This window comes from Herbaspirillum sp. GCM10030257 (genome assembly GCF_042666555.1).
GTDB lineage: Bacteria > Pseudomonadota > Gammaproteobacteria > Burkholderiales > Burkholderiaceae_D > Noviherbaspirillum.
Genome location: NZ_JBHTDH010000017.1, coordinates 1 through 17,938 on the forward strand (window position 1 = coordinate 1; position 17,938 = coordinate 17,938).

Sequence of the window (17,938 nt, forward strand, 5' to 3'; positions counted from 1 at the left end):
CGCCGGCTCTGACCCAGCGACTAAAGCGCCTGAAGCAGGTGGACCCGGAAGGAAACCGGTCGGGAAGATCGGCCCAGCACGCCCCGGTACGCAATACCCACAAAATGCCATTGAGTACTGCCCGATCGCTGTGGACTTCAGGTCGACCACGGCCATCGAGTCGCCGCGCTGTTACGGGAAGCAACGGCTCCAGTAGCCCCCATTGCTCGTCGGTAAGCTCTTCTCTTCGTGACATGATGAAAAACCATACGAATCCGAAAAAAGCATCGACTACCTATTTATGGAATGAGTTCTAGTAAGGTTGGACTGTCATATCGGTCAACAGAAGAAAAACTGGGTCGAAAAATATAGAGCCGTGCGTGGCCAGGCAATGGCTGTTCCGATTTTACAAATCGTTGGCTATTGGATGAAACCGTAGCGCAGCCCAAGAGAATAAAAGCTGGCATTAAAACTAGCAGTCTCAAACTGCTGATGTATTGGGTCATGTGTAGTCTATATTCTTAACGCTCAATTGGGGTGCGCGGCGTGCGTCAAAACTGAATACCACGTTAAGCATTATTATGCTTACCATCATAACGCACAAAGTTTGTGCAGTTACGAATCCTTTCGCTTCTTCTCTTCTGCACTAATCATAATTTGCGTTAGGCGCGCGGCGACAAGCATTGCCGCCCCGATCATCATTAACACGTTGCTCGAGCGTCCCAGATCAAAGACATATCCGATCGCTGCCAATGCCATTCCCGGAACGGCATAGCGTAAAGCCGTTGATACCGAAGCCTTTTTGAGTTCATCCATAAATAAGTTTCAGTAAGAATATGACGTATAACGATTACGTTGACCAGCGCCAAAGGCGTCGGTGTCGAGCTTCGAGTTATGTCGCATTGCTACTGGCCTCTTCAAGGCGGCTTTTCGCGCCCCAGATGTAGTAGGAAGGGATTTGCTTTTGCAACCCCAACCTATACAGCCCAACACCGTCGGTAAGTCGAGTTTCACGAAGATTTGGCAACTGCAATTGCCATGCATTCCAAAGCAATTCCGCTACTGTGAACGCGTTACCGTCGTCCGCCTTTATCAAAATAGCTGGCTTACTGCTGCCTTTAGGACCAAAAGGAGAAACATATACCTGGGCGGTGCCTAAACACGGCGCACATGCAGCTCCTGCACCTTCGCCACATACCTCAAAAATGTGAGCAAGGCGCTCGATATTTTCTGGCACTTGGTCATACCAATTTAATGCCGTGGATTGCGAGAATGAGAACGGCAGGTCAGGACGATTTGTTTTGAATTCAAGTTCCGAATACTCATCCGTTCTGACGTAAGAGGCGCGTGCCAACAATAACTGGGTTGAAATCCTGTAGTAGGCAACTTTCCCGGTAAGTTTCCCCAGCCCCCAGCCCTCGACACCGGGCCACCATACGTCATACATCACTACGTTGTTATCGAACGCAATTACTCGAATGAGTCGCTCGTCCCAATCTGGCTTATACACAGCGCCGAGCTCAAGTGTGTCCGGTGTGGGATTAATCATTGTCATGCCACATAACTAGGTTTATACGGCACGACGTGTCTGATAAGCTGGGATGGTGTCTGATTAAACATTTCGCTTGATCCTCCGCAAGGCATATACCTCAAGGCTTGCAACAGTATACTGTACATTCATACAGTATTAATTCACCGTGAAAAACGTCAACCAGAATACTGCTCCTGGGCAACCACCAAAGTTGCTGGACCAGCCACAGTCTTCGGCGTTCATGCTTGGTTTATAAGAAGTCATCCTTATCCGCATCGTTTCGAAGTAAAACTTCTCGAAAGAAAAATATCAAATCTCGCTTCGCTATCTGCTAACTTCAGTTCAAGCTCGTAACGACTTAACGCTGCAGAGAGAATGACTAGGATGTGTAGCGGCTCTTGGTGCTCGGAATATTGAGGCGTTGAGCGATCTTCACTAGGCCCACCAGATTTCTGGCTCCCATCTTCTCCATGACCTTCTGCTTGTGCACCTTGGCGGTCACTTCCTGGATGCCCAACTCCATGGCGATTTGCTTATTCATCAGACCTCCAATGGCCAAGCCAAGAACCTCACGCTCGCGTTGGGTGAGCGTGGTGTAGCGCTGCTTGGATTCCAGCAGATCACGGTGCGCATGGAAGTTGACCTCGGCACTAACAAGCGCCTCGTCGACTGCCCGAAGTAAATCTTCGCTATCGATGGGCTTAGTGAGAAATTCCTGGGCGCCTGCCTTCATCGCGCGTACGCTCATCGGAATTGATCCATATCCTGTAATGAAAATAACAGGTAAGGTACTGCCCTTGAGCGCCAGCGCTTCGATCACGTCGAATCCGCTGGCCGTGGTTAGACGCATGTCGAGGACAAGACAGGCAGGCATAGCGTGGGACGGTTCCTGAAGGAACTCTTCCGCCGTCGCAAATTCCTTTGAGGCATGTCCGGCCGAACGTAAAAGCCTTGCCACAGAAGCTCGCACGGCTTTGTCATCATCGACTATGAAAACTAGCTTTTCCATGACTTTCCTCTTTGCATTGCCACACGCCGTTCGTCATTAGCGCACCAAATCCCTGTCATCTTACTTCAGGACGAGTTGCTTCATGGCCCGCCTCGACAAGAGGCAGCACCAAGGAGAAGATGCTGCCGCAGGGCTCAACCGCGGAGGCTTCGAGGCGGCCGCGATGAGCGTCGACAATCGAGCGCGAAATCGCAAGCCCCATGCCCATGCCGTGCCGCTTGGTCGTGTAGAACGGATCGAAAATTCTTTCTTTCGCTTCGGCGCTCAGGCCGACACCCGTATCTTGCACGGAAATCAGAATTTGGCCTTCTTCCACATTATGCGACGATATCGACAGCACGCGGGCGCGGCCGACGACTTCACTCATGGCGTCTATCGCGTTGACGACAAGATTCAACAATACCTGCTGCAGTTGCACGCTGTCGCCCAACACTTCGTAGGCATGCGCTGCTAAACACAATTCAATGGACACGGCCCGCCGCTCGATCTCGCTACGGGCAATGGCTAGAATATGGCGAACCGTATCATGGAGATCGACCGGTCCCATGACCGGGCCGCAGTTAAGGGTCAATGCATGCAAGCTACGGATGATATGGCCGGCGCGCCCGGCTTCGCTGACAATCTCGCTCAAGCCGGCACGCACCTCCCCGAGTTCCGGCGGGTTCCGGTCGAGCCAGCGCAGGCTGGCGCCGCCATTCGAGACGATAGACATCAGCGGCTGGTTGATTTCATGTGCAATCGAGGCGGTCAGCTGCCCTACCGTAGTAATACGCGTGACGCGCGCAAGTTCGGCTTGGGAAATCCGCAAAGCATCTTCGGAAGCACGGCGCTCGGTGATATCAGTAACAGTGCCGACGTAACTGACCGCATCGTCTTCCCCGCCGGACGGCTTGCCAACGCCGAACAAGTAGCGGATGCTGCTATCTGCACGCAGGATGCGGTACTCAACGTGGATGGCTCTCTGCTCGACGGTGCTTGAATGTAAAGAATCAAGTACCATTGAACGGTCGTCGGGGTGGATATGAGCAATGACCTCGTCAAACGGCAGGCGACGCTTCTGCATGTCCAGTCCGAAAATTCTGCAAAACTCCGCCGAGCAGCTGACGACATTCTGATCGAGGTCCCAATGCCAGCTGCCGGTATGGCTGATCTGCTCCCCGAGTTCCAGGGTCGCCTCGCTGGCCTTGAGCGCGCCTTCGGCCTTGCGGCGCTGCGTATTTTCTTCCATCAGTTCGGAATAGAGTCTTGCAATTTCCAGCGAGATCGCGGCTTGGGCCGCCAGAATTTCCAGTACTTTCGCATGCGAATCGGTAAAGGCCTCCGACATCATGCGGTTCTCTAGGTACAGCACGCCGACCAGTTCGCCGCGCTTGACTAAGGGAATGCACATCGCCGCGCAATCCAACTTGTCCTGCAGGTAAGGATCTGACATGAACGGGCTCGGCAGCATGCTGCCGGCATAGTGCACAGGCTGCAGGGTGCGCATCGTAGTCTGCAGTATGGACAGGGGCAAGTCGCCGGCGCCGGGCACATCGTGAACCAGTTTCACGGCAACCCCCGAGTAAGACGTTTCGGCGCAAGCGGCAATAAAGGGAGTCCCTTCTTGCAAGCGGATCAGGAAACCGCGCTGGGCGCTTGCATGCTCGATCGCTGTCGTCATCAGCACCTTGATCAGGCTATCCAGATGGATTTCTTCCGAAAGCGCACGTACCGACCGGATCACGCTGGCCATATCGCGTCCTTCCGTACTCTCGGCAATGGCGACCGTCGCATGAAATGGACTAACCCGCTTTTGCAGCAGCATCGGATAGCGCAGTTCCAGCTGCTTTGCTTTTGCGGTCGCCCCCCAACATCGGTACGCATTGTGCGCACTGTTAAGATGCGCTTCGCCCGCGGTTTGCATGCCTGCATTGAGGTAAAGCCGCGCCGCTAGTTCATGTGCATATGCAGCGTACTGCACGAACCCCTGTTCCTCGGCATGGCGAATGGCCTTGCTATACAAATTGAGCGCTTTCCAAGGATCGCCGTCCAGCCGGGCCAGCTCAGCCTGAACGAGCGCTTCCTTGTCCGCGAAACTGCCCGGGTTGATGCTTGCCCATTCGGCGATCTTGTCGTAATGCGGCCGGATTTTTGCGCGAGCCGCTTCAACGTCGCCCGTAGAGGCGGCTCGGGCGGCATGCGTGAGCGCATAGAAAAGATGGAAATCGAGCAGATGGATATGGCCAGGAGCAGACCAGGCTAAATGTTCTGCCTTGTTCAGGCACATCCATGCCTGTTCGAATTCGGACGCAAGGTAATGGCTGATCGCTTTGTACAACCAGAACCAGAACAACAGCGTAGGCATGCGTTCGTTGTCTTTTCCCGTCAGCAGATCTAGGTCGGACAGCAAAATGTTATTGCCTGAAAAAGGCGAGGAGTCGCTGCGGCGCAGATTATCGATGAAGCGCATTTGTATGCTCAGGATGGCTTCCACGTCCTGGAACGCCGCCTGCCGTACGAAGGAAAACCCACGCTCGGCTTCAGCCCAGACCGAATCGAGATGATCGCCGCGCGTGAGATAATTAGCCACCAGATGGCAGCATTCGAAGCACGCCATCGTCGTATCCCCATGCGCGACGCCCGCCGTGAAGCCCGCTTTCGCACAGTCGATTGAGAACGTGAGCGGCTGGGTCCACACGCTCAGCTGGTCCAGAGGAAGCAGTGTCTTCGCCTCATAATCCAGATAGTGATGTTTCGTGACCAATGCGCGCGATAGCTGACCGTACCGGAAGCCATCGTGATATTTGCCGAAACGATGGCCGACTAGTACTCCGAACCAACTCAGTGCAACTGTCCCTGCCCCCGTCATACCATGCTTGAGAGTTAGATCAAGCGTATGGCATAGCTGTAAGAACTGAAGACGGTCATCAGTAAAACTTGCCGGAACTGACAGTACCGACAGCAAGGCCAACGCCGCTTCCACTTCCGTATCTTGCAAGGGCTTGAGCGCAAGCAATACCTGCTCCGGCTGGTCGGTGAGCTTAACGGCTACGCTTTGGTAAGCAAGAGCGCAATCGGCTTCAGTCGGATGCCGATCAATGAAAATGCCAAGGCCTTGTAGGCCTTCCAGCGCTGTGTCGACGGCCTTGCCGCTGTTGGACCGGCGCAGGTGCAGTTCAGTCTTCAGGCAGAAGGCCATGGCCCTGTCCGCGGCCGGCGCTGGCCTCGCCAGCAGATCGTCGACGACACGGCCGGCATCGGAGAGTTTTCCGCAGATCAGCTTGCATTCTGCCAGCTCCAGCATCAATGGAAAGACGAGTCCTGAGCCATCGCCGCTGCAGTTGCCATTCACCAGCGACAGCGCCGTATGGATGTAAGTCATCGCGGAGTCGTATGCGATCGCACGCTTGGCCTTCTTTGCTGCGCTCAATCCCAGGTTAGCGACAGCGAGCCTTTCGGCCTTGTCGACGATGAGCGGCGCAGCGATGGCAAGATGGTCGTAGGCTCGGAACAGGTCTTCATCATGGTCGCTGGCAATCGCCACGTCCAGCAGTTGCCGTCCGATGGCTAGGTGAAGTTTGTACCGCTGGTCCTCATTGATCATCATGTAGGCCGCTTCCTGCACGCGGTCATGACAGAATCCGAGTCCGTCCCTGGAAAAAAATACGGCTTCCGCCTTCAGCGCGGGCTCCAGCAGCTCGCCAACTTCCGCTACGCTTCTGGAATGAAGCCGGGCCAGTGTCTCGACGGCCGTATGCCGTCCGAGACATGCCAGTCCGCCGAGCAGATATCTTGTGTCGGGAGGCATGCGGGACAAGCGTTGAAGAACTAGGATGGCCACGTTGTCGGTATAGGTCGTCTCGCGGATCGCAGGCAGATCGAATCTCCATTCCGCTTTCGCCGCATCGAATACAATCAGGCCATCGTCGACGATGGCCTTGACGAACTGTCGTACAAAAAACGGGTTACCGTTCGTTTTTTCGTAGATCAGGCGGCCCAGGTCGCGTACTTCGCGGGGGCTCTGCCCCAACAAGTCCGCAATCATGCGTTCGATGGCCTTCGCACTCAAGCCCTCCAGAGTAATTTCAACGACCGAGCTTGACTGTGAATGCAGGCTGTCGAGCATGGATTCGAACAGTGGGTCCGCGGTCCCCCCTTCATCACGGTAGGCGGCAATCAGCAGCAGCGGGATGTCTTCGGCGCAGCTCATCACATACTCAAGCAGCTGCATTGATGGCGGATCGATCCATTGCAGGTCGTCGATTATCAGCACCAGCGGCTCGCCGGGCGAGGCAAACGCACCGAGGAGACGTTGCATGACAGCACGGAATCTGATCTGTGCCTGCGGAGCGGGCAAATCGGGCACCGGCGCAACATCACCGACCAGATGTTCTAGCGCTGGAACGAGGTTCAATGCAAGGTCGCCATGCTCGCCGAGCGCGTGCAGCAGCCGCTGACGCCAAAAAGCCACCGTCTCGTCCGACTGGGCGACGATATGCATGACCAAGCTGTGTAATGCTTGTGCGATGACCGCATAAGGCAAGTCCTTCGAATATTGGTCTACCTTGCCTGTGGCCACGCAGGCGTGCCGTAGCCGCAACTGCGCGAAAAAGGACGACAACAGCGCGGACTTGCCGACGCCGGACTGCCCGTGCACCACTGCGAGAGCACGCGTGCGCGCCGCCGCGACATGGTCGAAGGCGCGGAGCAAGGACTGCAGGCTAGTATCCCTAGCGTAGAGTTTGTCGCCGAACATCAGCTCGCCGTTCGTCTCGTGCGAGCCGAGCGGGAATTCCTCAATGCGGTGCGCCTTCGCCCAGAGAAGACGGCAGCGCTTGAGGTCGCTCTCCAGTCCGGCTGCAGTCTGGTAACGGGCGTCCGGGTTCTTGGCAAGAAGTTTCAGGACCAATGCCGAAAGTTGCCCGGGAATTCCGGGAAGCACAAGGTGCGGCGCCGTTGGCTCGCTGGCCAAGTGCTGGTGTATCCAGTCGGCGCTGTCGGCATCCGCGCCCAGATTGAACGGCAATCGTCCGGTGAGCAGTTCATAGAAGATCACGCCAAGCGAATACAAGTCACTGCGGGTATCAGTCCTGCGCCTGGTCCGCCCCGTGTGCTCGGGGGACATGTAGGCGAAAGTTGTGCTAAGTATCTTAGGTTGATCGCGCGGGTCCGCGCCGGAGATGCGCGATGCCCCGCCGAAACCGGTGATGAGCCAATTGCCCTCGCTTCCGACAAGAAGATTGGAAGGCTTAACATTGTTATGCTGGATCCCGGCTGCGTGCATGTGCCGGACTGCCCCTGCGATGGCGGCGGCACACTCCAGAAAGACGTCGACTTCGATGAGCTGGGCCCGCATTTCATCGAGCGGCACGACGCCGATGTCATCGTAGATCAGCGCGGGACCGCCGTGCCACAGCATGGAGGCGCGTGGCACCAGCGCCCAGGTGGGATTGAGGATATCCCGCAATGCGTATTCATTGGCGAGCTTGAGCGCGGCTTCGACGCCGTCGGCGGCTGTCGCCGCCTGCGCCACCAGCACGCTTGCTTCGGCGTGCTGATGACGGCCTCGGTATAGTGAGAGCACGCCATCCTGCCGGATCGGCTCGAATACGAAGCCGTCGAGCGAACTGGCATCCAGGGCGCCCAAAGTGTTTAGGTTTGCGGACTGCGGAATCTTGTCGAGTTCCAGTTCATCACTCCTCATTGGCATCCCCCCGCCCGACGAGCGTTGCGTGAATATCGCCCAACAGGGCGTCGACGTCGATAGGCTTGTGGAAAAACGAGATGGCTCCCGATCCCAATGCACGCTTCCTGGTGAGCTCATCCCCGACCGCGGAAACGAAGATGACCGGAATATCGACTCCGGAGTCGGCAAGATGCTGCCGCACTTCGAAGCCATCCACTCCTCCCAGCTTGACATCTAGTATCAGGAAATCAAACTTGGCATGCTGGTCGGATGCAAGGAAGGATTCACCGGAAGGAAAGCACTCGGTCAGGTAACCCTCGGACTTCAGCAAGTTGCTCAACCCCCTTCGTACGGAACGTTCGTCATCGACGATGGCAATAAGGCTCTGGTCGATTGATGGGTCAAGCATGTTGCGCCTCGAGTGGGTTGACTGGAAATAGGTTCCGGATCGGAAAAAAGCGTAGAAGTTTCCAGCTGCTGCATTGGGACTCACTGCGCACGTGCGTGTATGTCGCCAGATAAGGATCTATGTTTTTTGATTGTAACGCGAAAAATGCGGCCGCTACGGGTTCGTTACGGCATACCATGGAGATATACCGGTAGTGAAGACCTGGACTGGCAAGGCCGGCATTAGGAATCGCGCTGCATTGCGCCTGAGGCCACGACTGCGGAGTCCGGCTTGTCGGAAGGAGCGCCCATAATTTTGGGCACGCATTCGGCGCGGAACCAGGACATCGTCACAGGTTCGCCTGAGGCCAGGCGCTTTGCGGTTGGCACGATCTGCTCGCCTACGAGCATGCCGAGCAGACCCAACAGGGCAATCACAGGAGGCGCAGGCGAACGTACATTGAGCACCGAGTAGAGCACTCCGGCCAGCAATCCCGTCAGTAAGGAAACCAGATACAACTTCATATGAACTCCCGGATGGATGTTAATGCATCAGTCGCGAAGCCGTAGTTGTCCGGCGACCGATGCAAGGCTGACAATCAGCGGGCAGGAACCGGAGCCAGCGTCTCATGGCTCGATGAGCGCGGCTGAGCCTTGTGCACCATCGTGTATGCATAATCTACGCCCATGCCGTAGGCGCCAGAATGTTCCCTCACGACATTCATTACGGCGTCATAGGTTTCGCGATGAGCCCAGTCGCGTTGCCATTCAAGTAGTACTTGCTGCCAGGTCATCGGCACGACGCCGGCCTGAATCATACGTTGCATCGCATAGTCGTGCGCTTCCTTAGAAGTGCCGCCGGAAGCATCGGCAACCATGTAGATTTCATACCCGCCTTCCGCCATCGCGCACAGTGCAAACGTGTTGTTGCAGACTTCGGTCCACAGTCCAGAGACGATAACTTTTTTGCGGCCGTTCGCGGCAAGCGCATCACGCACTTTCTGGTCATCCCACGAATTCATCGACGTACGCTCCAGCAGGGGCAACTCGGGAAAGACGTCCAGCAGTTCAGGATAGGTATGTCCGGAAAAGCTTTGCGTTTCGACGGTGGTGATGGTGGTCGGAATGCCGAAGATCTTCGCGGCTTTGGCCAAGGCGACGGTATTGTTCTTGAGCACCTGGCGGTCGATGGACTGGACGCCAAAGGCCATTTGCGGCTGGTGATCGATAAAGATGATCTGGCTGTTCTGCGGAGTGAGGACTTCTAGTTTCGGATTTGTCATGTTCGGCTCTTCTGTGATTTAAAGTGGGCAATTTCATGCCTGGACGCCCCTACCCGCACCTCGTTTTGCCTGAACCTCGACATCGTGCGTGACAAGAATCAAGCAATAGGTAAATCGCCGCGAGACTGGCAGGAATTTGCCAGGCATGCTGGTTGATCTGGACGCTGGCGCCGCCGGCCGACGTGGCCAGGGTCCCGGATCGGAAATCATATTAGGCCGCCGAAAGAGGGAATGATATTACCTGTAAGGATAATAGACGCGACCGCACGCCCTTAGCAGAATGCACGTACTTTCTCGTCGTCCGTACTGCCATCGATAGGAGCAAACCCGTGGAACTCTCTTTAAAGCCCGATCTCATTCTGGTAAATGGCAAGTTCCATACCATGAATCGGCAGCAACCGGTCGCCAGCGCCGCCGCCATCAGCGACGGCAGGTTCGTTGAAATCGGCGACACGGAAACCGTCCTGCGCCACAAGACAGCTGACTCCATCCTGATCGACCTGGGCGGGCGCACCGTAATTCCTGGCCTCAACGATTCGCATATCCACCTTATCCGCGGCGGGCTGAACTACAACCTCGAGCTGCGCTGGGAAGGCGTCCCCTCGCTGGCCGATGCGCTGCGCATGCTCAGGCAGCAGGCGGAACGAACGCCGCATCCACAATGGGTGCGCGTGGTAGGCGGCTGGACGGAATTTCAGTTCGCGGAACGCCGGATGCCGACGCTGGAGGAAATCAACGCAGCGGCGCCGGATACGCCGGTGTTCATCCTGCATCTCTATGACCGCGCCCTGCTCAATGCCGCAGCGCTGCGTGCTGTCGGATACACTCGCGATACCCCGAACCCGCCCGGCGGTGAAATCCAGCGTGATGGCGCCGGCAATCCCACCGGCATGCTGATCGCACGGCCCAATGCCATGATTCTGTATGCGACGCTTGCGAAAGGCCCCACTCTGCCCAGGGAGCATCAGGTCAACTCGACCCGGCAGTTCATGCGTGAACTGAACCGGCTAGGCGTCACCAGCGTGATCGATGCTGGCGGTGGTTTTCAGAATTACCCCGACGATTACGCAATCGTTGACCAGCTCGCCCGCGAAGGACAATTAACCGTGCGCATCGCCTACAATCTGTTCACTCAGCGCAAGGGCGCGGAGCTGGAGGACTTCCAAAATTGGACGAAGATGGTGGCGCCCGGCCAGGGAGACGACTACTTCCGCCATAACGGCGCGGGCGAAATGCTGGTCTTTTCCGCTGCCGACTTCGAAGACTTCCTTGAGCCGCGTCCTGAACTCGCGCCCAACATGGAGGCCGAACTTGAACGCGTAGTCAGACATCTCGTCGAGCAGCGCTGGCCTTTCCGCTTGCACGCGACCTATGATGAATCCATCAGCCGGATGCTGGATGTCTTCGAGAAGGTCAACCGCGACACACCCTTTAATGGCCTGCATTGGATGTTTGACCATGCAGAGACCATTACCGAAAAAAATATCGAGCGGGTGCGCGCGCTGGGAGGTGGCATCGCGATTCAGCACCGGATGGCCTTCCAGGGCGAATACTTCATCGACCGTTACGGGTTCGAAGCAGCACGCCATACGCCCCCGGTTGCGCGGATGCTCGAGATGGATGTCCCGGTCGGCGGTGGAACCGATGCCACGCGGGTTGCCAGCTACAACCCATGGACCGCGCTCTACTGGCTGGTCTCAGGCTGCACGGTAGGCGGTACTCGCCTCTATGACGCGGCCGGCATGCTGCCGCGGGATACGGCGCTGGAATTATGGACTGCCGGCAGCGCCTGGTTTTCCGGGGAACAGAACAAGAAGGGACGCATCCAGGCCGGGCAGCTGGCCGACCTTGCAGTCTTGTCCGCCGATTTCTTTTCCATTCCTCAGGAAGATATCAAATCGCTGGAGTCTGTTCTTACCATCGTGGGTGGAAAAGTCGTCCATGCGGATGGCGAGTTCTCGTCGCATGGCCCCGCGCCAATTCCGGTCATGCCGGAATGGTCGCCAGTCAGGACCGTGCCCGGCCATTACCGACCGGCGAAATCCAGTGCAGCCGTGATGGTCCCGCATGCATGCGTCGGAGCATGCGGCGTACATGGGCATGGGCACGACAAGGCACGGCTCTCATCAGTGCCGGCGGCGAACTATAGCGGTTTCTGGGGTGCGCTCGGCTGCAGTTGCTTTTCTTTTTGACCGGGCCAACCTGAACTCCGGCTTAGACTGACTTTATGAAACCGCGCAGATTGAAAGCCTCAAGCACGCGTCACGCCGGACACGCCCTCGACGCCGGCCTACTCTTCCTTCGCCTGGCCGGAAGTTTCATGTTGCTCTACGTGCATGGCTGGCCGAAGTTAATCAACTATTCCTCAGAGCTTGCCATCATTGAAGATCCTTTCGGACTCGGGCCGCATGTCAGCATGTGGAGCGCGCTGCTGGCTGAACTGCTCTGCCCGCTCTTTATCGCCTTCGGAGTCCGGACCCGGCTCGCATGCATGCCGGTCATCGCGGTTCTTCTCGTTGCCATGTTTGCCGTACATCCCGGATGGTCGTTGGCCGAAGGGCAGTTCGGCTGGCTACTCCTCATCATCTTCACCACGATTGTGCTATGCGGCCCCGGTCGGTGGCGCCTTCATGTTCCTTTTTCCGCGGCTTCGGTCTAGCACAACGACGCCGGGATGCCTGACGTAGGCGAACGTTCCCATGTTTAGATAGGTACGATATGAAACAAGCTACAAAGAATCAGGTCAGTTCATCCGAGTTGACAAGCCAGAACCGGACCGGTACGGAGGCAAGTACGAGCACGTCGCCATGGAGTCCGCTGCGTCAACCGATATTCCGCATGGTCTGGATTGCGACCGTCGCGTCCAATATCGGCACATGGATGAATGATGTGGGCGCAAGCTGGATGATGACCACCCTGAATCCCGATCCATTGATGATTGCTCTGGTTCAGGCTGCCGGCAGCCTGCCGATGTTTCTCTTTGCACTTCCGTCCGGTGTTCTGGCCGATATCATAGATCGCCGCAGGTACATGTTGTTCGCGCAAGTGTGGATGCTGATTGCCGCGGCCGGGCTGGGTGCGCTGGCGCTGGGAGGGCTGGTGACACCGGCCGTGCTGCTCGGCGCTGCATTCGTGCTCAGCATGGGTGCGGCGATGAGTGCGCCCGCCTTTCAGGCCATCGTACCCAGCTTGGTGCCCTCTTCCGACCTGCCTCAGGCAGTAGCGTTAAATTCGCTGGGCATCAACATCAGCCGTGCCATCGGTCCGGCTCTTGGCGGCCTTGTGCTGTCCTTCGCCGGACCATCCGCCGTGTTTTTGATCAACGCCGTTTCCGTCCTCGGGGTCATGGTTGTGCTGTATCGATGGAAACCTGCACAGATGCCCAATCGTTTGCCGCCGGAACATTTCTTCCCCGCCATCCGTACCGGAATCCGCTATGTGCATGCCGCGCCGGTTCTGCGCATTGTCCTGATGCGCTCGGTGGCCTTCTTCCTGTTTGGCAGTGCAGGCTGGGCCTTGCTGCCGCTGGTTGCTCGGCAAGAACTCGGCGCGGGGCCGGGGGGCTACGGCATTTTGTTGACCAGCATTGGCCTAGGAGCCGTGGGCGGTGCGCTGCTGCTGCCCAAGATACGGGCGGCGCTCGGTGCCGACAAGCTCGTCGTGCTGTCCAGTCTGGTGTTCGCGCTGACGATGCTCGCGCTAGCTTATATCCGTCATTTCTGGCTGCTCGCTGCCATTCTGCTGTTTGCCGGCTTCTCCTGGATCGCCGTCCTGTCGACGCTCAACGTGGGAGCCCAGCGCAGTACGGCCAATTGGGTCAAGGCGCGCGCGCTGGCCGCCTACCTGACCGTCTTCTATGGCTCCATGACGATAGGAAGTGCGATCTGGGGGCAGACCGCGTCCATGCTGGGCATCACCACGACCTTTCTGATCGCCGCCATCGGTATGGCGGTCGCATCAACGGCGGTACTACGCTGGCGCCTGGATATGTCTCCCGCGCTCGATCTCGGTCGCGCGCAGCTAGCGTCGCTTGCCGAAACCGAAATGGAGCATGACCGTGGACCGGTGATGGTCAGCATCGAATATGACATCAACCCGACGGAACTGGCCGGATTCCGCGCCGCCATACAAGAGATGCGGCGCGTGCGCAGGCGAAGCGGCGCGTTGTCCTGGGCGGTCTATGAAGATATGGAGAATCCGATCCGTCATGTGGAAGTATTCGTCGTCGAATCCTGGCTGGAACATTTGCGCCAGCATGAACGCCATACCGTCAATGACCAAATGCTTAAGAGCCGGGTTAACGCGTTCCATCGCGGCGCGAATCCGCCTTTAGTACGGCATCTTATCGCTCCAAAATGAAGCTGTCGCATGAGAGGCACAAAGCGGGCTCTCCAATACATACGGGTTCCGGCCGCGGGTACAAGCGTTGCCGTCGATAGCCACGACACCGGACCAGCGCTGGGCGACGGATCTATGCCGGGTATGGGCTGGGCGTGACGGCTGGGCGTAGCTACACGGCACTGGTCAGAAGCTATGGCTTGAAACAGGAATTCATTTCGCCGCATCGTCCGCAACAGAACGGCATGGTGGAACGGGTACTTCGTACGTTGAAAGAGCAATGCGTACATCGGCATCGGTTTGAAAGCTTGCAGCATGCCAGCCGGGTTATTGGTGACTGGATTGGCTTTTATAATACCCAGCGTCCACACCAGGCACTGGGCATGAAAACCCCTGCTCAGGCATACGCTTTAGCAGCATAAATTGAGCAGGACTCGGTAGGTCATTACATCTAGTCACCTGGGCGACTTGGAGTCGGTAGAATATGACGACGCTGATGAAATGTGTTGGTTGAAACAATGTCCAATCGGCCTTGCGTTGCGCGGAAGCAGTCGATACCTTTACCAACTACCTTTCAGGGCCTCTGCTGACAAAGAGGAAAAATCCAAAAGTGAGGCAACTCTCATTAAGGAAATTGGTACATTTGCGCCACTAGCGACGGGAGTTGCGACTTTTGCTGAATAAGATCAGGTAGTATTTCTTCACCGTGCGGGTGTGCGCCGAGTAAAATATCTGCCTTGAGGTGGTGCTTCTTCCTCCATGCACAACGCCCTCTCTCCTATCGGCTCGCGGAAGGCCCTGGCCAGACACATGTCCAATGATCAAAATCCGGTTGCGGCTACGACCCGCGCCACACTCAACGACGTAGCGCATGCCGCAGGCGTCGACGTTTCCACGGCCTCTCGGGTCCTGCGCGGAGTACAGAACCAGCGTGTGGCGGAAGAAACCAGGCAACGCATCCTGGATGCCGCAAAGGCGCTGGACTACCGGCCCAACTTCACCGCACGCAGCCTGCGAGCGGCAAAAACATTTACCCTTGGCATCGCGGTTCCGCAGCTCGACAATCCGGTATTTTCCCAGATGATCATCGGCGCAGAGCGGGGAGCGCGCGAACGTGGCTATTCGCTGCTGATTGCGCACATCGGAGAGGGGTCGTCCGACGAAGATGCGTATGAGCGATTAGCTACCGCCAACCGGGTTGACGGCCTGCTGATCACCACGCTCGACGATAACAGCGTCGTGCTGCGGGCAGCGCGGAAAGCACGGGTGCCGGTTGTGCTGCTCAACCGCACTGTCGACGGAATTGAAAATTCGGTCTACTTCGAAAGCGCCAGAGCCGCCAGGATGGCGATGGAACATCTGATCGGCCTCGGACATACCCGCATCGCCCATCTGTCCGGCCAGCTCAACCCATCCACTGGTGTTGGCCGCTTCGCGGGTTATCGCGATGCGCTGGAACTCGCAGGTATCGCCTTTGACCCAAGCCTGGTGGAAGTATCCGGCTATACGATCAAGGGCGGCGCCGACGCGATGCGGGCGGTGCTGCAACGGGCAAAAGAGCCGCCGACGGCGGTGTTCCCGATCACGCTGACGGCAGCGGCGGGCGCGGTGATGGCCATCCAGCAGTACGGCCTGCGTATCCCCGAGGATCTGTCCGTTATCACCGTCCACGACGGTGCGCTGGCAGAAGCGATGTATCCGCCGCTGACGACGGTCCGCATGCCAATCGACCGGATGGGATATGACGGCGCGATTGGTCTGATCGATATCATCGAGGGACGCCGCGACGGCGTATCCGAGGCACTGCAGCCCCTGGATCTCGTCGTGCGCGGCACGACCGCGGCGCCGCGGCCGGCGAGCCGCAAAGCCAGCTAACCCAGCCCTCGTCCAATCGCATCGGCACGGCGGAGGCAATCGGCAACCCGGGAAGCGTCCGCCGACGGGCGCAGATTCCCGATATACGGCGCCGCGCAGGTCCTCTCAGCGATGTCGTCCAATTCCTCGTTCGTCATAGCCGGTACGTTCATGTTCGCAAAGCACACAGGCAATCCCAGCTCACCGCAAAAGCGTGCATGCCGCTCCACTTCCTCCAGCGGGCGATCTTCGGCGATCAGTTGTACGATGGTGCCGAAAGCGACCAATTCGCCGTGCAAAAATCCGCCAAGTACCGGATGCGCCGTGAAGCCGCGGGTGAGCGCATGCGACAACGACAGGCCGCCGCTTTCAAAACCAAGACCGCTGAGCAGGACGGATGCCTCGACCGCGCGCTCGACAGCTTCGTTCGGCGTACCGTGGGTACGTACCTGGCGCACCGCCTCTGCTCCGAACTCGATGATCGTCTCGTAGCAGCGATCTGCCAGAAGGCGCGCCGTCGCCAGGGAGGCGGTGCCGAAGAAGTTCTTCCCACCGGCCAGATGACATTGCTGCGCCTCGAACTTTTTGCTCAACGCATCACCCAGTCCGGCACTGAAAAATCGGGCTGGCGCACGGCTGATGATCGTTGTATCGACCAGGACCACGTCAGGATTGCGCGTCATGGTCTCGACGCCGGCGACCCGATGCTGCTCGTCATAGAGCACGATCAGACGGCTGGTAGGGGAATCGTTGGAGGCGATCGACGGCACGATCATGAGCCGCGCGCCAACCGCCTTCGAGACTCCTTTGGCAGTATCAATGGTTTTTCCGCCGCCGAAGCCAATCACCAAATCGGCTCCGGCACCTTCTTCGGACAGGACCTGGATCGCCTCCTTCGTGCACTCGCCGGCGAAGCGCAAGTGTCGGGCACTCACACCCGAGGATGCCAGCGCGGCATCTAGCTCGGCGCCGGCAGCTTGCCGCACGATGTCGTCCATGACTACAATCGGCGACGTGCAGCCGAATTCCTGCAGCAGGCTGCCGAGCTCGGCAATGGCACCCGGTCCCTGAAGATACCGGCCCGGAAAGCCGATGGTCTTGACTGTCATTCTTCTTCCTTTCAATTTCCCCAGTAGAAATCGCGCCGGCCGCCATCCATGCACACCAGCTCGCCGTTGATGAATGCCGCCTGGTGCGAGCAGAGAAAGACTACTAGCGCGGCGACTTCGTCCGGCCTGCAGGTGCGCCCCACCGGGTTTTGCTTGCATAGCCGCTCACGCATCTCTTCAGAGAACTGCGCAATCAGTTCGGTCTCGACATAGCCAGGAGCAATTGCATTGGCGGTAATTCCAAGTGGGCCGGCTTCCCTGGCGAGAGTTTGCGTGAACCCTGCGATGCCGGCCTTCGCCGCCGCATAGTGTGCCACTCCTGGCCGGCCGCCGCCGGTGAAGTTCATTGACGAAACATTGATAATCCGGCCGAAGCGATTTGCCTTCATTGCAATGATCGCTTCGCGCGACCATAGGAAGGTGCTCCTCATGTGGACTTGGATCATTGTGTCCCAGGCATCAACCGGCATGTCTTCCACGTGGTACGCCGGCTTGACGCCGATACCTGCGTTGTTGACCAGGATGTCGAGCCGCCCGAAGCGCGCAACGATATCAGCGACCGTATTTCGTGCCACCGACTCGTCGGCAGCGTCCCCTGGGTAGCAGACCGCGTGTATGCCCATGCCGGTCAGCGCATCGACCGCCGCCTTCCCAGCTTCGGGGTCCAGTTCATTGAGCACGATAACCGCGCCCTCCTCTCCCAGCGCACGCGCATCAGCCAGGCCGATGCCGCGAGCGCCGCCGGTAATCAGTGCAACCTTGTCCCGCAACCCGAAATCCATG

15 protein-coding genes are annotated in these 17,938 nt (G+C 57.8%); 5 read left to right on the plus strand and 10 right to left on the minus strand.

Annotated elements, in window-relative coordinates; translation table 11 throughout:
• The 8 genes from ACFQUU_RS21070 to ACFQUU_RS21105 form a co-directional block, all read right to left on the minus strand.
• On the minus strand, positions 1–235 hold a 235-nt coding region (locus ACFQUU_RS21070; RefSeq protein ID WP_382250087.1), incomplete at its 3' end, for a transposase.
• 359 nt (positions 236–594) lie between these two features.
• A complete protein-coding gene (locus ACFQUU_RS21075) occupies positions 595–795 on the minus strand; it encodes a hypothetical protein (RefSeq protein WP_382250088.1) in 201 nt (66 codons plus the stop codon).
• 76 nt (positions 796–871) lie between these two features.
• Positions 872–1,528 (minus strand): hypothetical protein, encoded by a 657-nt coding sequence (locus tag ACFQUU_RS21080; RefSeq protein WP_382250089.1) that lies wholly within the window; start codon positions 1,526–1,528, stop codon positions 872–874.
• Between the two features lie 361 nt (positions 1,529–1,889).
• Positions 1,890–2,519 (minus strand): response regulator transcription factor, encoded by a 630-nt coding sequence (locus tag ACFQUU_RS21085; RefSeq protein WP_382250090.1) that lies wholly within the window; start codon positions 2,517–2,519, stop codon positions 1,890–1,892.
• Between the two features lie 55 nt (positions 2,520–2,574).
• On the minus strand, positions 2,575–8,202 hold the full coding sequence (locus tag ACFQUU_RS21090; RefSeq protein ID WP_382250091.1) for an AAA family ATPase: 5,628 nt from the start codon (positions 8,200–8,202) through the stop codon (positions 2,575–2,577).
• A complete protein-coding gene (locus ACFQUU_RS21095) occupies positions 8,192–8,593 on the minus strand; it encodes a response regulator transcription factor (protein ID WP_382250092.1) in 402 nt (133 codons plus the stop codon). Before ACFQUU_RS21095 ends, ACFQUU_RS21090 begins: the two co-directional genes overlap by 11 nt.
• A gap of 221 nt (positions 8,594–8,814) precedes the next feature.
• A complete protein-coding gene (locus tag ACFQUU_RS21100; RefSeq protein ID WP_382250093.1) occupies positions 8,815–9,096 on the minus strand; it encodes a DUF1427 family protein in 282 nt (93 codons plus the stop codon).
• A gap of 74 nt (positions 9,097–9,170) precedes the next feature.
• Positions 9,171–9,854 carry a hydrolase gene (locus tag ACFQUU_RS21105; RefSeq protein ID WP_382250094.1) on the minus strand — a complete coding sequence of 228 codons (684 nt, stop codon included), beginning with the start codon at positions 9,852–9,854 and terminating at the stop codon, positions 9,171–9,173.
• A gap of 383 nt (positions 9,855–10,237) precedes the next feature.
• On the opposite strand from ACFQUU_RS21105, the gene ACFQUU_RS21110 reads away from it, so the two are divergent.
• The 5 genes from ACFQUU_RS21110 (at position 10,238) to ACFQUU_RS21130 (ending at position 16,067) form a co-directional block, all read left to right on the plus strand.
• Positions 10,238–12,046, plus strand: a complete 1,809-nt coding sequence (locus ACFQUU_RS21110) for an amidohydrolase (RefSeq protein ID WP_382250166.1) — start codon at positions 10,238–10,240, stop codon at positions 12,044–12,046.
• 35 nt (positions 12,047–12,081) lie between these two features.
• On the plus strand, positions 12,082–12,513 hold the full coding sequence (locus ACFQUU_RS21115) for a DoxX family protein (RefSeq protein ID WP_382250095.1): 432 nt from the start codon (positions 12,082–12,084) through the stop codon (positions 12,511–12,513).
• Between the two features lie 59 nt (positions 12,514–12,572).
• The gene (locus ACFQUU_RS21120) at positions 12,573–14,213 is read left to right on the plus strand and encodes an MFS transporter (RefSeq protein WP_382250096.1); all 1,641 of its coding nucleotides are present in this window, start codon (positions 12,573–12,575) and stop codon (positions 14,211–14,213) included.
• Positions 14,214–14,392: 179 nt separating this feature from the next.
• Positions 14,393–14,614, plus strand: coding sequence for an integrase core domain-containing protein (locus ACFQUU_RS21125; RefSeq protein WP_382250097.1), 222 nt, complete (start codon positions 14,393–14,395; stop codon positions 14,612–14,614).
• A gap of 388 nt (positions 14,615–15,002) precedes the next feature.
• Positions 15,003–16,067, plus strand: coding sequence for a LacI family DNA-binding transcriptional regulator (locus ACFQUU_RS21130; RefSeq protein ID WP_382250098.1), 1,065 nt, complete (start codon positions 15,003–15,005; stop codon positions 16,065–16,067).
• On the opposite strand, the gene ACFQUU_RS21135 is transcribed toward ACFQUU_RS21130, so the two are convergent.
• Positions 16,064–17,155: a glycerol dehydrogenase gene (locus ACFQUU_RS21135; protein WP_382250099.1), complete on the minus strand. Its 1,092-nt coding sequence runs from the start codon at positions 17,153–17,155 to the stop codon at positions 16,064–16,066. The two genes, ACFQUU_RS21130 and ACFQUU_RS21135, sit on opposite strands and share 4 nt — an antisense overlap.
• Positions 17,156–17,166: 11 nt before the next feature.
• Positions 17,167–17,937, minus strand: coding sequence for an SDR family NAD(P)-dependent oxidoreductase (locus ACFQUU_RS21140; RefSeq protein WP_382250100.1), 771 nt, complete (start codon positions 17,935–17,937; stop codon positions 17,167–17,169).
• Between the last annotated feature and the right edge of the window lies 1 nt (position 17,938).